This window comes from Alloalcanivorax marinus (genome assembly GCF_016785095.1).
Taxonomy (GTDB): domain Bacteria; phylum Pseudomonadota; class Gammaproteobacteria; order Pseudomonadales; family Alcanivoracaceae; genus Alloalcanivorax; species Alloalcanivorax marinus_A.
In genome coordinates this window covers 145,882-164,327 of sequence record NZ_JAEKJB010000006.1, presented here as the reverse complement: position 1 = coordinate 164,327, position 18,446 = coordinate 145,882, and the positions used below count along the sequence as shown (strand labels likewise).

The 18,446-nt window shown below is 66.9% G+C and carries 13 protein-coding genes and 1 tRNA gene; 4 read left to right on the top strand and 10 right to left on the bottom strand.

The features are described from left to right. Window positions 1-57 precede the first annotated feature (57 nt). Both cydD and cydC read left to right on the top strand, forming a co-directional pair. Window positions 58-1,800, top strand: a complete 1,743-nt coding sequence (gene cydD / locus JF515_RS06400) for a thiol reductant ABC exporter subunit CydD (RefSeq protein WP_203102200.1) — start codon at window positions 58-60, stop codon at window positions 1,798-1,800. After that, entirely contained in the window at window positions 1,797-3,473 is a 1,677-nt protein-coding gene (cydC, locus tag JF515_RS06395; protein ID WP_203102192.1) for a thiol reductant ABC exporter subunit CydC, read from the top strand. Before cydD ends, cydC begins: the two co-directional genes overlap by 4 nt. Window positions 3,474-3,595: 122 nt before the next feature. On the opposite strand, the gene JF515_RS06390 is transcribed toward cydC, so the two are convergent. Then, the gene (locus tag JF515_RS06390) at window positions 3,596-3,976 is read right to left on the bottom strand and encodes a SirB2 family protein (RefSeq protein WP_203102181.1); all 381 of its coding nucleotides are present in this window, start codon (window positions 3,974-3,976) and stop codon (window positions 3,596-3,598) included. Window positions 3,977-4,253: 277 nt separating this feature from the next. Here JF515_RS06390 and JF515_RS06385 point away from each other — a divergent pair, with 277 nt between their 5' ends. Then, the gene (locus JF515_RS06385) at window positions 4,254-5,312 is read left to right on the top strand and encodes a 3-deoxy-7-phosphoheptulonate synthase (RefSeq protein ID WP_203102179.1); all 1,059 of its coding nucleotides are present in this window, start codon (window positions 4,254-4,256) and stop codon (window positions 5,310-5,312) included. Here JF515_RS06385 and JF515_RS06380 read toward each other — a convergent pair whose 3' ends face one another. The 6 genes from JF515_RS06380 to alaS all read right to left on the bottom strand — a co-directional run bounded on the left by JF515_RS06380 (window position 5,313) and on the right by alaS (window position 14,824). Further along, on the bottom strand, window positions 5,313-6,662 hold the full coding sequence (locus tag JF515_RS06380) for a methyl-accepting chemotaxis protein (RefSeq protein ID WP_203102177.1): 1,350 nt from the start codon (window positions 6,660-6,662) through the stop codon (window positions 5,313-5,315). It abuts the gene before it with no gap. A 229-nt stretch (window positions 6,663-6,891) separates the two neighbouring features. After that, window positions 6,892-9,897, bottom strand: coding sequence for a parallel beta-helix domain-containing protein (locus tag JF515_RS06375; protein ID WP_238400896.1), 3,006 nt, complete (start codon window positions 9,895-9,897; stop codon window positions 6,892-6,894). A gap of 419 nt (window positions 9,898-10,316) precedes the next feature. Next, window positions 10,317-10,407 (bottom strand) — tRNA-Ser (locus JF515_RS06370). A 54-nt stretch (window positions 10,408-10,461) separates the two neighbouring features. Further along, on the bottom strand, window positions 10,462-10,653 hold the full coding sequence (gene csrA / locus JF515_RS06365) for a carbon storage regulator CsrA (RefSeq protein ID WP_161384976.1): 192 nt from the start codon (window positions 10,651-10,653) through the stop codon (window positions 10,462-10,464). Between the two features lie 185 nt (window positions 10,654-10,838). Further along, window positions 10,839-12,065, bottom strand: a complete 1,227-nt coding sequence (locus JF515_RS06360; protein WP_203102175.1) for an aspartate kinase — start codon at window positions 12,063-12,065, stop codon at window positions 10,839-10,841. Between the two features lie 161 nt (window positions 12,066-12,226). Then, a complete protein-coding gene (gene alaS, locus JF515_RS06355) occupies window positions 12,227-14,824 on the bottom strand; it encodes an alanine--tRNA ligase (RefSeq protein ID WP_203102173.1) in 2,598 nt (865 codons plus the stop codon). Window positions 14,825-15,006: 182 nt separating this feature from the next. On the opposite strand from alaS, the gene JF515_RS06350 reads away from it, so the two are divergent. Beyond that, the gene (locus JF515_RS06350) at window positions 15,007-15,822 is read left to right on the top strand and encodes a phytanoyl-CoA dioxygenase family protein (protein ID WP_203102171.1); all 816 of its coding nucleotides are present in this window, start codon (window positions 15,007-15,009) and stop codon (window positions 15,820-15,822) included. 25 nt (window positions 15,823-15,847) lie between these two features. On the opposite strand, the gene JF515_RS06345 is transcribed toward JF515_RS06350, so the two are convergent. From JF515_RS06345 to JF515_RS06335, 3 genes are read right to left on the bottom strand one after another with little or no spacing between them, the layout of a single operon-like run. Further along, a complete protein-coding gene (locus JF515_RS06345; RefSeq protein ID WP_203102169.1) occupies window positions 15,848-16,270 on the bottom strand; it encodes a VOC family protein in 423 nt (140 codons plus the stop codon). Window positions 16,271-16,305: 35 nt separating this feature from the next. Then, complete coding sequence (locus JF515_RS06340) at window positions 16,306-17,292, bottom strand: hydroxyacid dehydrogenase (RefSeq protein ID WP_203102158.1); 987 nt, start codon at window positions 17,290-17,292, stop codon at window positions 16,306-16,308. A gap of 9 nt (window positions 17,293-17,301) precedes the next feature. Further along, complete coding sequence (locus tag JF515_RS06335) at window positions 17,302-18,423, bottom strand: FAD-dependent oxidoreductase (RefSeq protein WP_203102150.1); 1,122 nt, start codon at window positions 18,421-18,423, stop codon at window positions 17,302-17,304. Window positions 18,424-18,446 lie beyond the last annotated feature (23 nt).

Genomic DNA, 18,446 nt, shown 5'->3' with positions numbered 1-18,446 from the left:
AGCATCGCGCCCGAGCCGCTTCACGTCACATTGAGCAAAGTGGAACCAACCAACGCCATGCCCATTGATCCACATCAAGCCGACCCGGCCGCCTGGCTGGCGGACCAACGGCGCCACGCGCCACGGATGCTGAGACGGTTGTTGCTGACCGCCCTGGCGGACGCGCCCCTGGCGCTCCTGCAGGCGACCATGCTGGCCTGGCTGGCCGCCAACCTGGTGGCCGGCGCGGGCCGTCTCTGGACCCCGGCCCTGCTGTTGCTGCTGACCCTGGCGCTGCGCGCCCTGGCCGGCGCGGCCCGGGCGCGCTTCAGCGCCGGTGCCGCCGCCGACATCGGCCTGGCGATTCGCGAGCGGGTGGCCGACGCCCTGTTGCGTGGCGCCGGCGGTGCCATGCCCCCCGGCGAGGCCAGCACCGCCCTGCTGGAACAGACCGAGGCGGTGGGCCGCTACCACGCCGGTTTCGCCGTGCAAAGGCGGGTGGCGAGCCTGGCCACCATGCTGTTCCTGGTCGCGGCCTTCGCGGTGGACTGGGTGGTGGGGCTGATATTTCTGTGCACCGCACCGCTGATTCCGGTGTTCATGATGCTGGTGGGCACCGGCGCCCAACGGGCCGCCGACCGGCAGTTGGAGAGCCTGCGCTTTCTGGGGGGTTACTTCCTGGACCGGCTGCGCGGCGTGCTGACGCTGCGCGCCTTTGCCCGCGAGCAGGCGGAACGGGACGCGGTGGACATCGCCAACGGCGAATACCGGCGCCGCACCATGAAGGTCCTGCGCATCGCCTTCCTCACCTCCGCGGTGCTGGAGCTGTTCGCCGCCCTGTCGGTGGCGCTGGTGGCGCTCTATGTGGGCCTGCACCTGCTCGATCTAGTGGCTTTCGGCCCCGGCCCGGGGCTGGATTTCGGCACCGGCCTGTGGCTGTTACTGCTGGCGCCGGAGTTCTACCAGCCGCTGCGCCAGCTCGCCGCCGGCTACCATGACCGGGCCGCCGCCCAGGCCGCCGCCGACACCCTGGCGCCGTTGCTGGCCGACCCGGTTGTCGAGGATTCCTCTCATGCAGGAGCGGTCGGGAATCCCCAGGGTGCTCTGACCCTGGAGGGGCTGAGCTTCCGCTACGCGGACGACGACGGCGAACCGCTGTTCGAGAACCTGAATGCCAGCGTGGCCGCCGGCCAGTGCCTGGTGCTGCGTGGTGACAGCGGCACCGGCAAGAGCACCCTGCTCAAGGTAATCGCCGGTCTGCTGCCCGCCGATGGTGGCCGCGTGCTGCATGACGGCCAGCCGGCGCCGCGACTGGACCGGGCCAATGGCCGGCTGGCATGGGCCGGCCAGCACCCCTGGTTCGTGCACGGCACGGTGGCGGAAAACCTGCGCCTGGTGGCCCCGGACGCGGACGACGCCGACCTGCGGCAGGTGCTCGCCGACTGTGGTCTGGCGGATCTGCCCGCCGGCCTGGCCACGCCCCTGGACGAGAACGGCGGCGGCCTGTCCGGCGGCCAGGGCCGGCGGCTGGCGCTGGCCCGGGCCCTGCTCAGCCCGGCGCCGCTGTTGCTGCTGGATGAACCCAGCGCGGAACTGGACCAGGCGCTGGAGGCCCGCATCGTCGCCACCCTGGCCGCCCGTAAGGGCGACCGCACCCTGGTGATCGCCACCCATTCCCCGGCCCTGGCGGCCCTGGGCGACCAGAGTGTTTGGTTGGGGGCGTCGGGGGCCTCAACGGCCTCGACCATCGCCGCTGAAGCGGGGGACCGCCCAACCGCTCCTTCGGAGACGTGGCCGCGAACTGGAAGGAATGGCTCATGAATGACCGTCCCGTTTCTCCCCGCCACTGGCTGCGCCAGCAGTTCAAGGGCGAGGGCCGACGCCTGCGCAACGCCTGGCTGCTGGCACTGATCACCGCCCTGTCGGCGATGGCGCTGCTCGGCCTGTCCGGCTGGTTCATCAGCGCCGCCGCCCTGGCCGGCCTGGCCGCCGGCGGCATCGGCGCCATCTCCTTCAACCTGCTGGCACCCAGCGCCGGCATCCGCGCCCTGGCGGTGGGGCGCACCGTGTCCCGTTATTTCGAGCGGCTGGTGAGCCACGACGCCACCTTCCATGTGATGCAGCGCCTGCGCACCCGGCTGTTCGGCGCCATCCTGCCGCGCGTGCCCGGGCCGCTGTCGCACCTGAGCACCGGCCATCTGTTGGAACGGCTGCTGGGCGACGTGGAACGGCTGGAAAACGCCTGGCTGGGCCAGGGCCAGCCGACACTAGTGGCCGCCGCCACCGCCCTGGTACTGCTCGGGGCCGGCTATGCCCTGGCCGGTCCGGTGGCGGCCCTGGCGCTGCTGATCGGTTTCGTGCTGATGGCGGCGCTGCTGATCCGGCTGGCGCGGGTGTCGGACGCGCCACTGCGGCAACGGGCCACGGAGCGCGAACGGCTGCGCGGCGATCTGGTGCAGGCCCTGAACGGCCTGCCCGACGTGCTCGCCTACGGCCTGCGCCCCACCCTGCTGACGCAATGGCGCCAGCGGTTGTCCGGCCTGGCGGACCTGGAACACCGGCTGGCCTGGCGGCAGGCTCTTACCCAGACCCTGATTCAGAGCCTGATGCAGTGGCTGGCCGTGGCCATGCTGCTGGTGCTGATCGGCCCGGTGCGCAACGGCACCGTGGACGCCCCCATGGCCCTGGCGCTGATGCTGCTGGTGCTGGCCGCCGCCGAGGTCACCTTGCCGCTGGCGGCGGCCTGGCAGGGTTGGTCGGATACCCGCTCCACGGTGTCGCGGCTGGCCGGCCTCACCGAAGCGCCGCTGCCCCACGCCGCCGCCGAGGGCGACCAGACACCGACGCCCGACGGCCTGCTCACCACCCGGGGGCTGAGCTTCTCCTGGCCGGGCCAGCCCCCCCTGTTCGAACACCTGGACCTGGAAGTGCGCGCCGGCGCGCCGCTGGCCATCGTCGGCCCCAGCGGCGCCGGCAAGAGCACGTTATTACACTGCCTGATGGGCCTGCAGCGGCCCACCGGTGGCGAGATCCGCTTCGGCGGCGTGGCCCAGGCGGAGGCCGACGGCGAGGCCTGGCGCCGCTGCTTCAGCCTGCTGCTGCAGCGCCAGCAACTGTTCACCGGCACCCTGCGCGACAATCTGCGCCTGGCCCGGCCGGACGCCGACGACGACACCCTGTGGCGGGCCCTGGAACAGGCCCGGCTGGCGGACCTGGTGCACCAGCGCGGCGGTCTGGATCTGTGGATCGGCACCGAGGGCCTGCGCCTGTCCGGCGGCCAGGGCCGGCGCCTGTCCCTGGCCCGGGTGCTGCTGCGCGATAGCCCGGTGGTGCTGCTCGACGAGCCGTTCACCGGCCTGGAGCCGGCCACCGCCGACGCCCTGTTCGAGACCCTGCAAAGCGAACTGGCGGACCGGCTGCTGATCATGGTCACCCACGACCGCCGCCAGGCGGATCGCCTGCCGGAGAAGCTGACCCTGGCGCCTAACGCTTGACGCCTGACGCCTGACGCGCTGACGTCCTGACATCTATGTAGGAGCGGCTTTAGCCGCGATGAAGGCCTGGCGGGATAGCCGCCATTCGGGGTTATCGCGGCTGAAGCCGCTCCTACGGGGGGTTAGCTCAGCCAGGAGGCCGGGTGGTGGCGCACCGCCACACCTACCAAGTAGGCGAATACCGTCATCGCCAGCAGGGCGAAAACCCCGCGGGTGGTGGCGGTGCGGCCGCGTTTGATGGCCACCGTGCCCAGGCCGATGTAGACCAGCAGCGCCACCAGCTTGGCCGCCAGCCAGGGGGTCTGCTGGGGCCAGGCGCGCAGCATTACCATCAGGGTCACGCCGCAGGCCAGCAGCCCGGTGTCGATCACATGGGGCAGCACCCGCACCCAGCGCCGTTGCAAGCTCGGGGCATCGCGCACCGACCACCAGGCGCGAAGGGTGAACAGGGTGATGCTGGCGGCCGCCAGACTGACGTGCAGGTGTTTGATCAGGGTGTACACGGAGGCGTTTCCTTAGTAAGCTCGGCCATTATCAGGAGAATTCAATGCACGGTATCACGTCACAACGCCTGCTTCCCGGCACCCGGCCTTCGGCCCGGGGCATGTTGGCGTGCGCCGTCGTCTTCTTCTTCGGGTATTGGTTTAGCCGCTCGCGCGCCTGACCGTACCCGGACAGGCGCGCCCGTTGGGGCCGCCTGCCGAAGACCCAGAAACCCCCGGTTGGCGACCCACCGGGGGTTTTTCATTTTCAGAGGTTTTCAGAGGAAGGAAGGATCATATGAACGCCAGTCTTGCCGCCGTCCGCGAGGACGCGGACGTTTCGCCCGCCCCACGGCGAGCTCACCCCCTGCCAGGCCCCGCCGCCCTGCGCGAAGCCCTGCCGCTGACACCGGCGCAAGCCAGCCAGGTGCGCGCCCACCGCGATCAGGTACGCGCCATCCTGCGCGGCGAGGACCCGCGCCTGCTGGTGATCACCGGGCCCTGCTCGCTGCATGACCGGGACGCCGCCCTGGACTATGGCCGCCGCCTGAAGGCGCTCAACGACCGCCTCGGCGACCGCCTGCTGCTGGTGATGCGTGCCTACGTGGAGAAGCCGCGCACTACCGTGGGCTGGAAAGGCATGCTCTACGATCCGCACCTGGACGGCCGGGGCGACCTGGCGGAGGGCCTGCGCCGCTCCCGGGCGCTGCTGCTGGATCTGGTGGATTTGGGCCTGCCGGTGGCCACCGAGCTGCTCAGCCCGCTGGCGGCGGATTACCTGGCCGATACCCTGAGCTGGGCGGCGATTGGCGCGCGCACCACGGAATCCCAGATTCACCGGGAAATGGTCAGCGGCCTGGATCTGCCGGTGGGCTTCAAGAACGGTACCGACGGCGAACTGGGCGCGGCCCGGGACGCCATGGGTGCCGCCGCTCATCCCCATGCCCACCTGGGCATCGATGATCACGGCCACCCGGCGCTGATCCAGACCGCCGGCAACCCGGACACCCATCTGGTGCTGCGCGGTGGCCGCCGTGGTCCCAACTATGACGCCGCCAGCGTGGCGGCGGCCCGTGATGCCCTGGAGAGCGCCGGCCTCAATCCGCGCGTGGTGGTGGACTGCAGCCACGCCAACAGCGGCAAGGACCCGGCGCGCCAGCCGGCGGTGCTGGACGAGCTGCTCGCCCAACGCCGGGCCGGCGACCGCACCGTGGCCGGCGTGATGCTGGAAAGCCACCTGCACGGCGGCCAGCAGGCCCTGGGTCCGGACCTGCGCTATGGCGTGTCGATCACCGATGCCTGCCTGGGCTGGGACGACACCGAAGCGGCCCTCAACGACCTGGCCAAAAACCTCTAGCTAGGCGGGCACCGGGGCCGGCGCCCCTTCCTCCGCCGGCTCCGCCGCCTCGCCCTCGGCGGTGAGATTGAACACCGCCATTTCCCGACGCAGCGTGCGCGCCTGGGCCTCCAGCCGCCCGGCGGCTTTGGCGGCGTCCGCCACCAACGCCACGTTGTCCTGGGTAACCCGGTCCATCTCCACCACCGCGCGCCCCACCTGTTCAATGCCCTGGGTCTGCTCCCCGGAGGCGACCCGGATCGCCGCCATGATCTCGGTGACCCGGTCCACGGAGGCAAGCATTTCCGACATGGTTTCGCCGGCCTGGTTGACCCTCTCGGCGCCCTGCCCCACCCGTTCCACCGTGTCCTCGATCAGGCCGCGGATTTCCTTGGCCAGGCCGGCGGTGTTCTGCGCCAGTTGGCGCACCTCGGAAGCCACCACCGCGAAGCCCCGTCCATGGTCGCCCGCGCGCGCCGCCTCCACCGAAGCGTTAATCGCCAGGATGTTGGTCTGGAAAGCGATGCCCTCGATGCGCCCGGTGATCTCCTGAATGCGTTCGGAGCCATCGCGAATACCACTCATGGTGGCCGCCACCTCGCGCACCGCCTCACCACCCCGGTGAGCCACCCGGCTGGCGCCCTGGGTGAGATCATCCGCCTGGCGGGCGTGCTCGTCATTGTTCTGCACCGTGGCGGTGAGCTCCTCCATGCTCGCCGAGGTTTCTTCCAGGGAGGCGGCCAGTTGCTCGAACCGGGCGGACAGGTCGGTGTTGCCGGCGGCGATTTCCCGGGAGCCGGCGTGGATGGTGTCGCTGCTGGCACGCACCTGGCCGACGATGGCGGCCAGGTTATCGCGCATGCGGCCCAGGCCATTGTAGAGCTGGCCGATTTCGTTGTTGCCACGGCGCCCCACCGGCTCGGACAGATCCCCGGCGGCCATGCGCTCGCAGTGGGCGGCCACCCGGCGCAGCGGCTGGATCACGTTCACGGTGATGCCCCACAACACCACCGCCACCAGCCCCAGGGACAGCACCAGCACCCCGGCCAATACCGCGTCGAGCCGGCCAGCCATGGCGTGGAACTCGTCCACCCGGGCACGCACTTTGTCGCCGGAATCCGCCAGCAGGGCGTCGGCTTCCGCCGCCGCCGCTTCCGCGTTCAAACCGCGCTCCCCGCGCAGCAACTCGATGTAGGCGCCACGCAGGGTCTCGGTGCGTTTGGCGTGCAACTGGTTGAGCGCCTCGAAGGCCTCCCCGTTATGGTGGTTGGCGTATCCGCTCACCCCACCGATCAGCAGCACCATCAGGGTGAAAGCGGCCAGCACCAGGCTCCAGCTGCTTTTCACGGTCAGGTCGTCGAGCCACTTCATCTTTGTCTCCCACCAGCTTGGCAATGATCCGCAGCCTACTTCCGAAACACGGCGATTGCGCGATGAACCACCGTTTTCCTAACGCACATCAAGGAATCAGGCTTTTCCCGGAAACGCCCTCACGGCGCCCGGACTACAGCCATGTCATCGGCAAAAAACCCATTAACTTGAATAAAAAAAGCGGCCCGAAGGCCGCCCGAGGAGGAGGAGCAAGGAAAGCGCGAAATGCTTAATTGGTGCAGCCGCCGGCATTGGTGTAATCGCCATCCACCACGGTGTCGATCCACTGATTCATCAGCGCCGAAGCTTCGTCGTGGGCCACACTGCGGGCGATCGGCGGCATCATCCGCTGAGGATCATTCTCGGCGGCCAGCCGGCAGGCGACGATGGAATCCGCGCTGCTGCCTGGCACCAGCACGTGCTGCCGCCCGCAGGACCCGCCACCGGTGGCGGTGGGTTTCTTGCAGACGCCATAGCCGGCATCCACGTCCCGGTAATGATCCAGGTAATAGCCGGTGTTGGAGGCGGCGCCCTTGTCGTTATGGCAGTGCTGGCAGTTCACCTCCAGATAGGCGCGTACCCGCTGCTCCACATCCGCCGCCGAATGCGCCGCCGCGCCGCCGTCGCCGGGCACGTTCCAACGCGGCAGGCGTTCGATATTGGTGGCCACGCCCTGGCCATCCAGTTCCAGATCCGGGGTGCCGGCCAGCAGACCCTGGTCGATCCAGTACTGGAGCTGGTTGACGCGCGGGAAACCGGCCTGGCCGGAGGTGCCCATGAAGGTGCTTTCCGGCTGGTAGGCACGATTCAGGTTGCGGGGCTTGGGCCCGATCGGCGCGCTGCCCGCCGGCCGGTCGTCGTTGCCGTGACAGGTGATGCACTGGTTGGCATTGGGCACCGAATAGCCGGCGGTCTCGCCGCTCACCACCTGGCCGGTGTTGGCGTCCCGGTAATGCCAGTGCACCGCGCGGCTGCCGCCACCGGGGGCAAAGCGCGCCACCATCTCGCCGTCCTGCTGTTCCCAGATGTAGGGCAACCCGGCCCAGAACGCCTTGCCGCTCTGGCTGGTGCGTTTGATCAGAAGGCGGGTTTCCACCAGCTCCTCGCTGCCGTTGGCTTCATCGGTGAAGGCGAAGGTCTTGGCGATCACCGTGCCCACCGGGAAGTCGATGGCGCCGTTCAGGTTGTTGCCGTCCTGGCCGTCCCGGTACACCGCCTGCTCGCCCGGCGGGATGAACGCCACCCGGTACTTGGTGGCGTAATCGGAGAACAGCTTGGTATTGAGCACGAACGGCACGCCACCTTCATGGGGCAGGCTACGCGGGTCCTCGGCGTCGGCGAACAGGTTGTATTGCGACAGCAGCGGGCAGTCCACTTCCAGGGCGGCGCGGTTGACCTCACCCTCTTCCACCTCCTGCTCGCAGAGATGGGCAATGTATTCCTCGGTGGTGGCCGGGTCGTAGTCGCCGCTGGGCTCGAACGGCGGGATCTCCACCCGGGGCAGCGGCTCCAGCCCCCGGCCAAAGCGCGCCTGGCAATCATGGTCCTCGAGCCGGGTATCGGAGGGGAAGTTCAACAGGCCGCCGATGATGTCCACCAGGCCGCCCGGGGTAAGGATCGACAGATCCTGATCAAGCAGGCCCATGACCAGTTCCAGGCCATCGGTGCCATGGAAGTTCAGGTAGGGCGCGCTGTCGTCGGACAGCTCGTTATCGTGGATGCAGGAGCCCCAGGTAGGCTGCTTGCGTTCGCCCTGATCGTCGAACTTGTAGGCGTTGTAGTGGCAGGATGGGTTGGGGTGCTCGTTGGTGTGCAGCGGCTTGCCGTTCTCGTCCTGGGGCACCGGGTTGCCCTGGGCGTCCAGCGGATAGGGACAGTCCTCGTCCAGGTCATCGAGCAGGCCGTCCCAGATGATGTGCGCGCCCTTACCCAGGTTGGCCAGGTTTTGCAGGCTGGACAGCAACTCGGTCGGGTTATTGAGCGTGGGCAGGTTCTTCAGCCCGATCAGGGTGGGCAGCACGCTTTCGATGTCGCCGGCCAGGGTTTTCTGCAAATCCGGCGGAGGCAGGTCATAGCCGGAGTTCGTCATCACGTTATCGTGGATGTGCAGCCCCTCGGTGTAGGGGTCCAGTTTTTTGTCGGCGGTGTTGCCGGGGCCGTCGATCAGCTCATAGCTGATGTACAGCACCGCCGCGGTGCTGTGGTCCTCGAACACATTGTCGAACACCTCGATGTTGTCGTAGCCCAGGGTGATGAACCCCACGCCCCGGGGCACCACGGACACCAGGCCGCTGTGGGCGAAGTTGTAGGTGTTGTTGTTGCGCGCCAGGTTGTTGACCATCACCGAGGTGTCGCCGTACTGGGTGATGTTCTCCAGATCGTAGATCAGGAAGCCGCCGGTGTTGCACTCGGCCACGTTGTTGTCGTACTCGCCGCCCTGCACGTTCTCGATCTCGAAGCCCATGACGTTATAGGCGGCGCGGCTGTCGCGGATGATGGCGGTGTTGGTCTGGCCCACGTAGATGCCGGCGTCGGAGGCGCCGATGGATTCCGAGTTCTCCACCAGGATATTTTCCGACTCCACCGGATAGATGCCATAGCGGCCACTGTCGGAACTGGGCACGTAGTCCGGCGCCGGGTCGCCTTCGTTGAACGGCGGCGCGGTACAGGCCACGTTGATGCGCTGGGCATAGTTATCCTTGGTGATCACCCCGCCGCCGCCGGACCACAGGGCGCGCACGTCGCTCAGGGTGCCCCATTTCACGCCCTTGAGCTTGAAGGCATCGCCGGGGGAATCGAGGATGGTGATCCCTTCCACCACCAGGCCGCTCACGTTGAGCGCTTCCAGCCCGGTGACATTGACGCTGTCGCGGAACGACAACACCGTTTTGTCCTTGCCGCAGCCTTTCACCCGCACGTTCTCCGTGGCCTGGATCAGCAGGCCCTCGTCCAGGTCGAAATAGCCGCAGCCGAATTCCAGGGTGTCGCGGGGCTTGAGGCGGATCATGGCGTCCACCATGTCGGCGGTGGCGTCCGGGCCCGGTTCCACCCGGAAGGTACGGCCTTCGGTGAAACGGTCCGGCACCTCTTCCTCGGGCTGATTGGGCGTGGGATCGGCGCCACCGTCGTTACCTCCCCCGCCGGAGCCCCCGCCGCCGCCGCAGGCGGTCAACGTCAGAATGGCGGCCAGTACCCAGGCCACCGCTGAATATCTCTGAGTCTCGCTTGTCATCATCCTGCCCTCTTGCTTTTGTGTTGTCGGGTGCAGCGATTGGTACGTTTGTACGACGTTTCGGCGTGAAGTGGTGTATGGATATTGTGAAGGCTTGGTGAATGGCGGCGTGGGTGGGAGGATCGGAAGCGTGGGTATTGCTCCTAACGCTTCGGCTGGGCGCGATGTTTGTAGGAGCGGCCGGGCGGCGTTCCGGCTTCAGTCGCGATTCGGCGTGTGGGGTAGCTTCGGGCGCTTGGGCGCGCTGCGCGCGCCGAGAGGGAGGGATTGGCTCGCTTCGCTCGGGGCTGCGCCCCGTCGCCGCTGGGCGGCGACGCCCCTCACGGCGCTTTGCGCCGTTCGGTCGAACGGAGGGTTCGAATGAAGTGCTCCCTCTCCGCCAGATACTAAAAAGCCCGGCTCAGGCCGGGCTTTTTAGTATCTGGCGGAGAGGGAGGGATTCGAACCCTCGATACGAGTAATACGTATGGTTCCTTAGCAGGGAACTGGTTTCAGCCACTCACCCACCTCTCCGGAACTTTATTGGCGCGCATCATACCAGCTTAGCTGGAAAATACAGCCCAAAAATTACACATTCTCGCTGCCGTCGCCGGTTTTTTCGTGCTGAATGCGTTGGTAGATCTCTTCCCGGTGCACGGCGACTTCCTTGGGCGCGTTAACGCCAATGCGGACCTGATTGCCCTTGACGCCGAGCACGGTGACGGTGACGTCATCGCCAACCATCAGCGTCTCGCCAACGCGGCGCGTAAGTATCAGCATGGAAAATCCCTCCTGGGTCCATCAGATTATTCAGTGAGCGCGTTATCGCACCTCGGTCGTTATCATGCGAATCCCTCACTCGCACCGGGGTACGAAGGCCGCATTATGCAGCAACGAACCGGCAAAGTCTTCCCGCCTCCGGGAATCCGGCGCCGACCGCCCTGGCGGCCGGCGCGACGGGGCCATCAGGCCGCCGGCTGGTCCAGTTCGAAGGCCTGGTGCAGCGCGCGCACGGCCAGTTCCAGATACTTCTCGGCGACCACCACGGAGACTTTAATCTCGGACGTGGAAATCATGGTGATGTTGACGCCCTCGGCGGCCAGGGTCTCGAACATCTTGCTGGCCACGCCGGCGTGGGAGCGCATGCCCACACCCACCAGGGAAATCTTGGCGATCTTGTCGTCACCGATGATTTCCGGGTTACCCAGTTCCTCGGCGGCCTTCTTGAGGGCCTCCTTGGCCTTGGCGAAATCGTTGCGGTGCACGGTGAAGGTGAAGTCCGTGGCGCCGTCGGCACCCACGTTCTGCACAATCATGTCCACCTCGATGTTGGCGTCGCTCACCGGGCCGAGAATCTTGAAGGCGATGCCCGGGGTGTCCGGGGCACCGCGCACGGTGATCTTTGCTTCATCACGGGTAAAAGCAATGCCAGAGATAACCGGCTTTTCCATATCCACCTCGTCGTCGACGGTAATGAGGGTGCCCGGGCCCTCCTGAAAACTGGACAGTACGCGCAGCGGCACATTGTATTTGCCGGCGAATTCCACCGAACGGATCTGCAACACCTTGGAACCGAGGCTGGCCATTTCCAGCATTTCCTCGAAGGTGATCTTGTCCAGACGGCGGGCGTTGTCGACCACCCGGGGATCAGTGGTGTAGACGCCGTCCACGTCGGTGTAGATCTGGCATTCATCGGCCTTCAGCGCGGCGGCCAGGGCCACGGCGGTAGTGTCGGAGCCACCCCGTCCCAGGGTGGTGATGTTGCCGTCGTCGTCGATGCCCTGGAAACCGGCGACCACCACCACGCGACCGGCATTCAGGTCGCCGCGCATCTTGTTCTCGTCGATGTCCTCGATGCGGGCCTTGGAGTGGCTGTGATCGGTGCGGATCGGCACCTGCCAGCCAGTGTAGGAACGGGCGTCGACGCCGCGCTGGTGCAGCGCCATGGACAACAGAGCAATGGTGACCTGCTCGCCGGTGGACACCAGCACGTCCATTTCCCGGGTGCTGGGATTGTCGGAAACACCATTGGCCAGCTCGATCAGGCGGTTGGTTTCGCCGCTCATGGCGGAGACCACCACGACCACCTGATCCCCCCGTTCCTGGAAGCGCGCCACCCGTTCGGCGACGGCCTGGATGCGTTCGACGGTACCAACCGAGGTGCCGCCGTATTTCTGAACGATGAGTGCCATAAATGACTTTTTCTGCAAAAAGGGGCGCGAAAGAATAGCATTTTCGCGCCGGGGTTTCATGTGAAGGGGCGGAGGATCGCGGTGGAACCACCGCTCCTACCGGGTTAAAGGCACCGTAGGAGCGGTGGTCCGACCGCGATTCCGCGCGCCGCGATGGGTTTTCAGAGCCGCTCTTCCACCCAGCCGTACACACCTTCCAAAGCCGCGGGCAGAGCCGCCGCGTCGGTGCCGCCGCCCTGGGCCATGTCCGGGCGACCGCCGCCCTTGCCGCCCACCTGTTCGGCTACGTGCTTCATCAGGTCGCCGGCCTTGACCCGGTCGGTAAGGTCCTTGGTGACGCCGGCCACCAGGGCCACCTTATCGCCGTCGGCGGCGGCCAGCAGGATCACCGCCGATCCCAGCTTGTCCTTCACCTTGTCCATGGTCACGCGCAGGGTCTTGGCGTCGGCGCCATCCACCTTGATGGCGAGCACCTTGACGCCGTTCACCTCGCGGGCCTCGGCGGTGAGATCGCCACCGGCGCCGGAGGCCAGTTTCTGCTTCAGGCGGTCCACTTCCTTTTCCAGCTCGCGCAGGCGGCGGACCTGGGCGGCCACCCGCTCGGCGGCCAGCTCCGGGCTGCTCTTCACGGTGGCGGCGATTTCACCCAGGGCCCGCTCCTGGTCGCGCACGGCCGCCAGGGCGTACTCGCCGGTGACCGCCTCGATGCGGCGCACGCCGGCGGCGGCGGAGGTTTCCAGGGTGATCTTGAACAGGCCGATATCACCGGTGCGTTGTACGTGGGTACCGCCGCACAGTTCCTTGGAGAAGCCGTCGGTGCCCATGGTCAGCACCCGCACCTCGTCCGCGTACTTCTCGCCGAACAGGGCCATGGCGCCGGCTTTGCGGGCGGCGTCCATGTCCATCAGCTCGGTGGTAACGGCGGCGTTGGCCAGAATCTGTCGGTTCACCAGGGTCTCGATCTCGTCGCGCTGCTCGGCGCTGAGCGCCTCGCCGTGGGAGAAGTCGAAGCGCAGGTAGTCCGGCGCCACCAGGGAGCCTTTCTGCTGCACATGCTCGCCGAGCACCTGGCGCAGGGCGGCGTGCAACAGGTGGGTGGCGGAGTGATGGCGCATGATGGCGCGGCGCCGCTCCAGGTCCACGTAGGCGTCCACCTTGTCGCCCACCTTGAGGCTGCCCTCGCGCACCGTGCCGATGTGGATGTGCGCCTGGCCACGCTTGCGGGTATCTTCCACGTCGAAGCGACCGTCGGCGCCGGCCAGCACGCCACGGTCGCCCACCTGGCCGCCGGATTCGGCGTAGAACGGCGTGCGCTTGAGCACCACCATGCCGGTGTCGCCGGCTTCCAGGCGGTCCACGGCGGCACCGTCCCGATACAGGCCTTCCACTTCCGCCTGATCCTCATGCTTCTCGTAGCCGGAGAAATCAGTGACTGAATCGATGCTGAGGCGGTCGCCGTAGTCGTTGCCGAAGGCACCGGCGCCCCGGGCCCGTTCGCGCTGGGCTTCCATTTCCTTCTCGAAGCCGTCCATGTCCACGCCCAGGCCGCGCTCGCGGGCCACGTCGGCGGTCAGATCCGGCGGGAAGCCGTGGGTGTCGTAGAGTTGAAACACCACCTGCCCCGGCAGGGTGTCGCCGTCCAGTCCGGCCATGGCGCCTTCCAGCACCTTCATCCCGGCGGCCAGGGTGCGACCGAACTGCTCTTCCTCGGCGAGCAGCGCCTTCTCCACCCGGGCCTGCTCCCGGGCCAGTTCGGGATAGGCGTCGCCCATCTCGTCCACCAGGGCCCGGACCAGGGTGTGGAAGAATGGCTTGTCCTGGCCCAGCTTGTGGCCATGGCGCAGGGCGCGACGGATGATGCGGCGCAGTACATAGCCACGACCCTCGTTGGAGGGCACCACGCCGTCGGTGATCAGGAAACCGGCGGAACGGATGTGGTCGGCGATCACACGCAGGGATTTCTCTTCCAGATCGTCGCAACCGGTGGCCCCGGCCGCCGCCTTGAGCAGGTTCTGGAACAGATCGATCTCGTAGTTGGAGTGCACCCCCTGCTTCACCGCGGCGATGCGCTCCAGGCCCATGCCGGTATCCACGCTGGGCTTGGGCAGCGGCAGCAGCTCGCCGTCGTCCTGGCGGTCGTATTGCATGAACACCAGGTTCCAGATTTCGATGTAGCGATCCAGATCGCCATCCTCGGAGCCGGGCGGGCCGCCGGGCACGTCCGGGCCGTGGTCATAGAAGATCTCGGAGCTGGGGCCACAGGGGCCGGTGTCGCCCATCTGCCAGAAGTTGTCCTCGTCCAGGCGCGAGAAGCGCTCGGCGCTGACACCCATCTCCTTGAGCCAGATATCGGCGGCCTCGTCGTCGGACACATGCACGGTAACCCACAGACGCTCCGCCGGCAGACCCAGCTCCCCGGTGAGGAATTCCCAGGCGAAGCGGATCGCGTCGCGCTTGAAGTAATCGCCGAAGCTGAAGTTGCCCAGCATCTCGAAGAAGGTGTGGTGGCGGGCGGTGTAGCCCACGTTTTCCAGGTCGTTGTGCTTACCGCCGGCGCGCACGCAGCGCTGGGCGCTGGTGGCGCGGGTGTAGTCCCGCTTCTCACGGCCCAGGAACACATCCTTGAACTGGTTCATCCCCGCGTTGGTGAACAACAGGGTCGGGTCGTTCTCCGGCACCAGGGAGGACGACGGCACCTTGGCGTGGCCCTGGCGGGCGAAGTAATCGAGAAAGGCCTGGCGAATCTCAGCGCTCTTCATACGGAACAAACACTTACCGGAAATTGGGGAACGGCAGTATAGCGTTGTCCCGGGATCGTTGCGATGGGCGATGGGGCTGGCCACGGATAAGCCAAAGTCATGGCACGGCGACGGAATAATCGTTTGTCGGCGCTGGCCCGGACTGTCTGAATTCCAGCATGTCATTCACACCCGGAGGCCCCATGCCAGCATGCTCACCCCTGATTTCCGACACCGAGGTAGCGCGTTACCAGGAAGACGGAGCCGTGCACCTGCCCGGCCTGTTCAGCGACTGGGTGGAACCGCTGCGCGATGCGGTGCGGCGCAACCTGGAGCAGCCGGGCCCGCTCGGTACCCGCTATGGGAAAAGCAGCCATGCGGGAACCTTCCATGGGGACCGCTATATGTGGACCTTCGACGCTGGATTCCACGACTATGTCCTGAGCGGCCCGGGCGGCGCGATCGCGGCGCGGCTGATGGGGGCCACCCGAACGCGACTGTTCTATGATCATTTACTGGTCAAGGAGCCCGGTTCCGAGGCGCCCACGCCCTGGCATCAGGACCTGCCTTACTGGTGTGTACGCGGTGACCAGCTGTGCTCGCTGTGGGTGGCGCTGGACCCGGTGGACCTGGATGGCGGCATGCTGCGCTTCGTGCGCGGCTCACACCGCTGGCCGACGCATTTTCGGGCGCCGGATTTCCAGTTCAAGACCGATTACGCCTCCGAGCTTGCCCCGTTACCGGACATTGACGCCGACCCGGAGCGCTACCCGGTGCTGACCTGGGAGCATGTGGAGCCCGGCGACTGCATCGCCTTTCACGCCATGGCCGTGCATGGCGCCAGCGGCAACCGCCATGGCAAGCGCCGGCGCCGGGTAATTTCCACTCGCTGGATGGGGGATGACGTGACGTACCGGGAGCACCCGAACGTGACCCGGCCAATCCGCGATCCGGGTCTGCGCGATGGCGACCCGATGGACTCGGACCTGTTTCCCGTGGTGTGGCCGGCGGCGGACTGACGTCCGACCGCCGTGACGGAGCCGCTCAACGGGCGAAAAGCTGGTCAATATCCTTGAAGCACTTGAACTCCAGCGCGTTACCACAGGGATCGTAAAGGAACATGGTGCCCTGCTCGCCGACCTGCCCGGCAAAGCGGATACAGGGCTCGATCTCGAAACGTACGCCCTGTTCGCGCAACCGGGCCGCCAGTGTCTCCCAGCCCTCCCAGCTCAACACCACGCCGAAATGCGGCACCGGCACGTCATGATCGCCCACGCCGCTGGTGGCCGCCGGATGGGCGGGCGCCGGCGCCTGGTAATGGATCACCAGTTGGTGGCCGAAAAAATCGAAATCCACCCAATGATCGCTGCTGCGACCCTCCGAGCACCCGAAGACGGTGCCATAGAAATGGCGCGCGAGGGCCAGGTCGTGCACCGGGATCGCCAAATGAAAAGGTTGCAGTGCCATAACGTTTCCTTTTTTGGTGGTTCTTAAGGGTCGGCTCAGAAGGTGCTCACATAGGGGAAGCGGCGACGCTGCCACACGTCCGGGTCCACCAAGGCGGAAGGGCGGCGCCCACTCAGGGCATTGAGCACATGGTCGGCGCATTGCAACGCGGTTTTCAGCAGGGCCTCCTGACTGGACCCGGCCATGTGCGGGGTAAACACCACGTTATCCAGCCCCGCCAGCGGCGAATCCGGCGCCATCGGTTCCTGATCGAGCACATCCAGCCCCGCCGCGAACAGGCGTTTGTCGCGAAGTGCTTGTGCCAGGGCCTGCTCGTCGATCAGCCCGCCCCGGGAGGTGTTGATCACCACCGCCGAGGGCGGCAGCAGCGCCAGATTCTCGCGATTCAGGGTGTGCCGGGTGTCGTCGCGCAGGGGGCGGTGCAGGGTCACCACATCGACGCCGTCCAGTGCACTGGCCAGGGTCGAGTGGTATTCCACGCCATAGGCTCGGACTTCATCCGGGTCGGCGCTGGGCGAGAACACCCGCACCCGCATGCCAAACTCACGGGCCATGGCGATCACCAGCTTGCCGACATGACCGAAGCCGATCACCGCCAGGGTCTTCTCATACACCGAGTGGATCGGCTGGTCATAGCGGAAACGGGTGTCGGCGGCGCGCGTGGCCTCATCGGCGGGCACCACCCGACGCAGAGCGGCGAGCATCAGCATGATGGTGTGCTCGGCCACCGAGCGGACATTGCTGGTCGGCGTATAGGCCACCGGAATACCGAGCCGGTGGGCATGGGCCACATCCACCGCATTGGTGCCGGTACCATGGTTGGCGATGATCGCCAGGCGTGGCGCCAAATCCATGGCCGCGGCCGGCAGCGCGTCACGGACGATGATCGCATCCACGTCGGTCAGTTCGTTGGCGATGGTCTCCAGGCGAGGGCTGGAGGCGGCGCGCACGGTAACGCCGCCCTGCTCCAGTTTCTCGGTGGCCACCGGGTGGATCGGTTCAGCGATCAGGCAAACGGGCATCACCGGCTCCTAGGCGCTGAACGCGGCGGAAGTGCCGGTGGGCAGATGCCCGGCGGCACGCATATCAGTATCCGACCAGGACATGCCATGGGCCAGTTCCCGGGATGCGGCCAGCTCCGCCGCCCGGCCCTGGGTATGGTCGGTAAGCGGCCGTTCGCGCCGTTGCCACAAGGCCAGCCCCTCCTCCACGGTATCGCTTTCCTCCATCGCCACCGCCAGGCCCAGCGCGTTCATCATCGCGCAGCCGGCGCCCTGCGCCAGGGTCGGGGGCATGGCATGGGCGGAATCGCCCACCACGGCCACCTTGCCGATAGCCCATTCCTTCAAAACGGTTTTTTCGTAGAGATCGTAACGCCCCCGGTCACCCAGACTCTCGAGAGCCGGACGCAGGCCCGGGAAAGCCTCCACCCAGGGGGTGGGGTTAACCGGAATGGCCGCCGCTTCGTGGTCGTCAAGCCCCGCCATCATCGCCATGTACAAGGTGTCCTCGCTACACGGCGTATAGAGAATGCGCAGGGTTCGCCCATCCTCGCCCTTGTGCCAGAAATCGATCACGTTGTCCCAATCAACCCCCTTGAGCGGTCCGCGCGGCGCCAGCACCCGGGTCAGGCCGTCGTGATAGCGCTGCCGCTCCAAGGGGATATCCAGGGAGTCGCGCACCTTTGATTTGACGCCGTCGGCGCCGATCACCAGATCAGCTTCGAACCAGCGACCGCCGGCCACCTTCAAGCGCCCTTCCGGGTCCGCCGCCACCACCTCCGAACGGGTAACGATCTCGATGTCGTGGCGCCGGGCCGAGTCCAGCATGGCCTCATAAAGATGTTGCCGGGTCATGGTCAGCAAACGGCGATAGCCCGGCTGGTTGATACGCTGGTAGGAAAGCCGCTCTCCGTTGGTGCGCGTTTCGTACGCCGGTGCCGCGAAGGCACCATCGAGCACCTGTTGGTAGGCGCCCAGGGAATCGAGCACGTGCAGACCATTGTCCCAAATATAGATGCCGGCACCGAACGCACGCAGTTCCGGGCTGCTTTCGTGCACCCGTACCGACCAGCCGCGCTGTTTCAGGGCGATGGCGCTGGCCAGGCCGGCGAAGCCCGCGCCGGCGATTTCCGCGTGTCTTGTTTCACTCATGATCGTTTTCTCCTTGGGTCTTC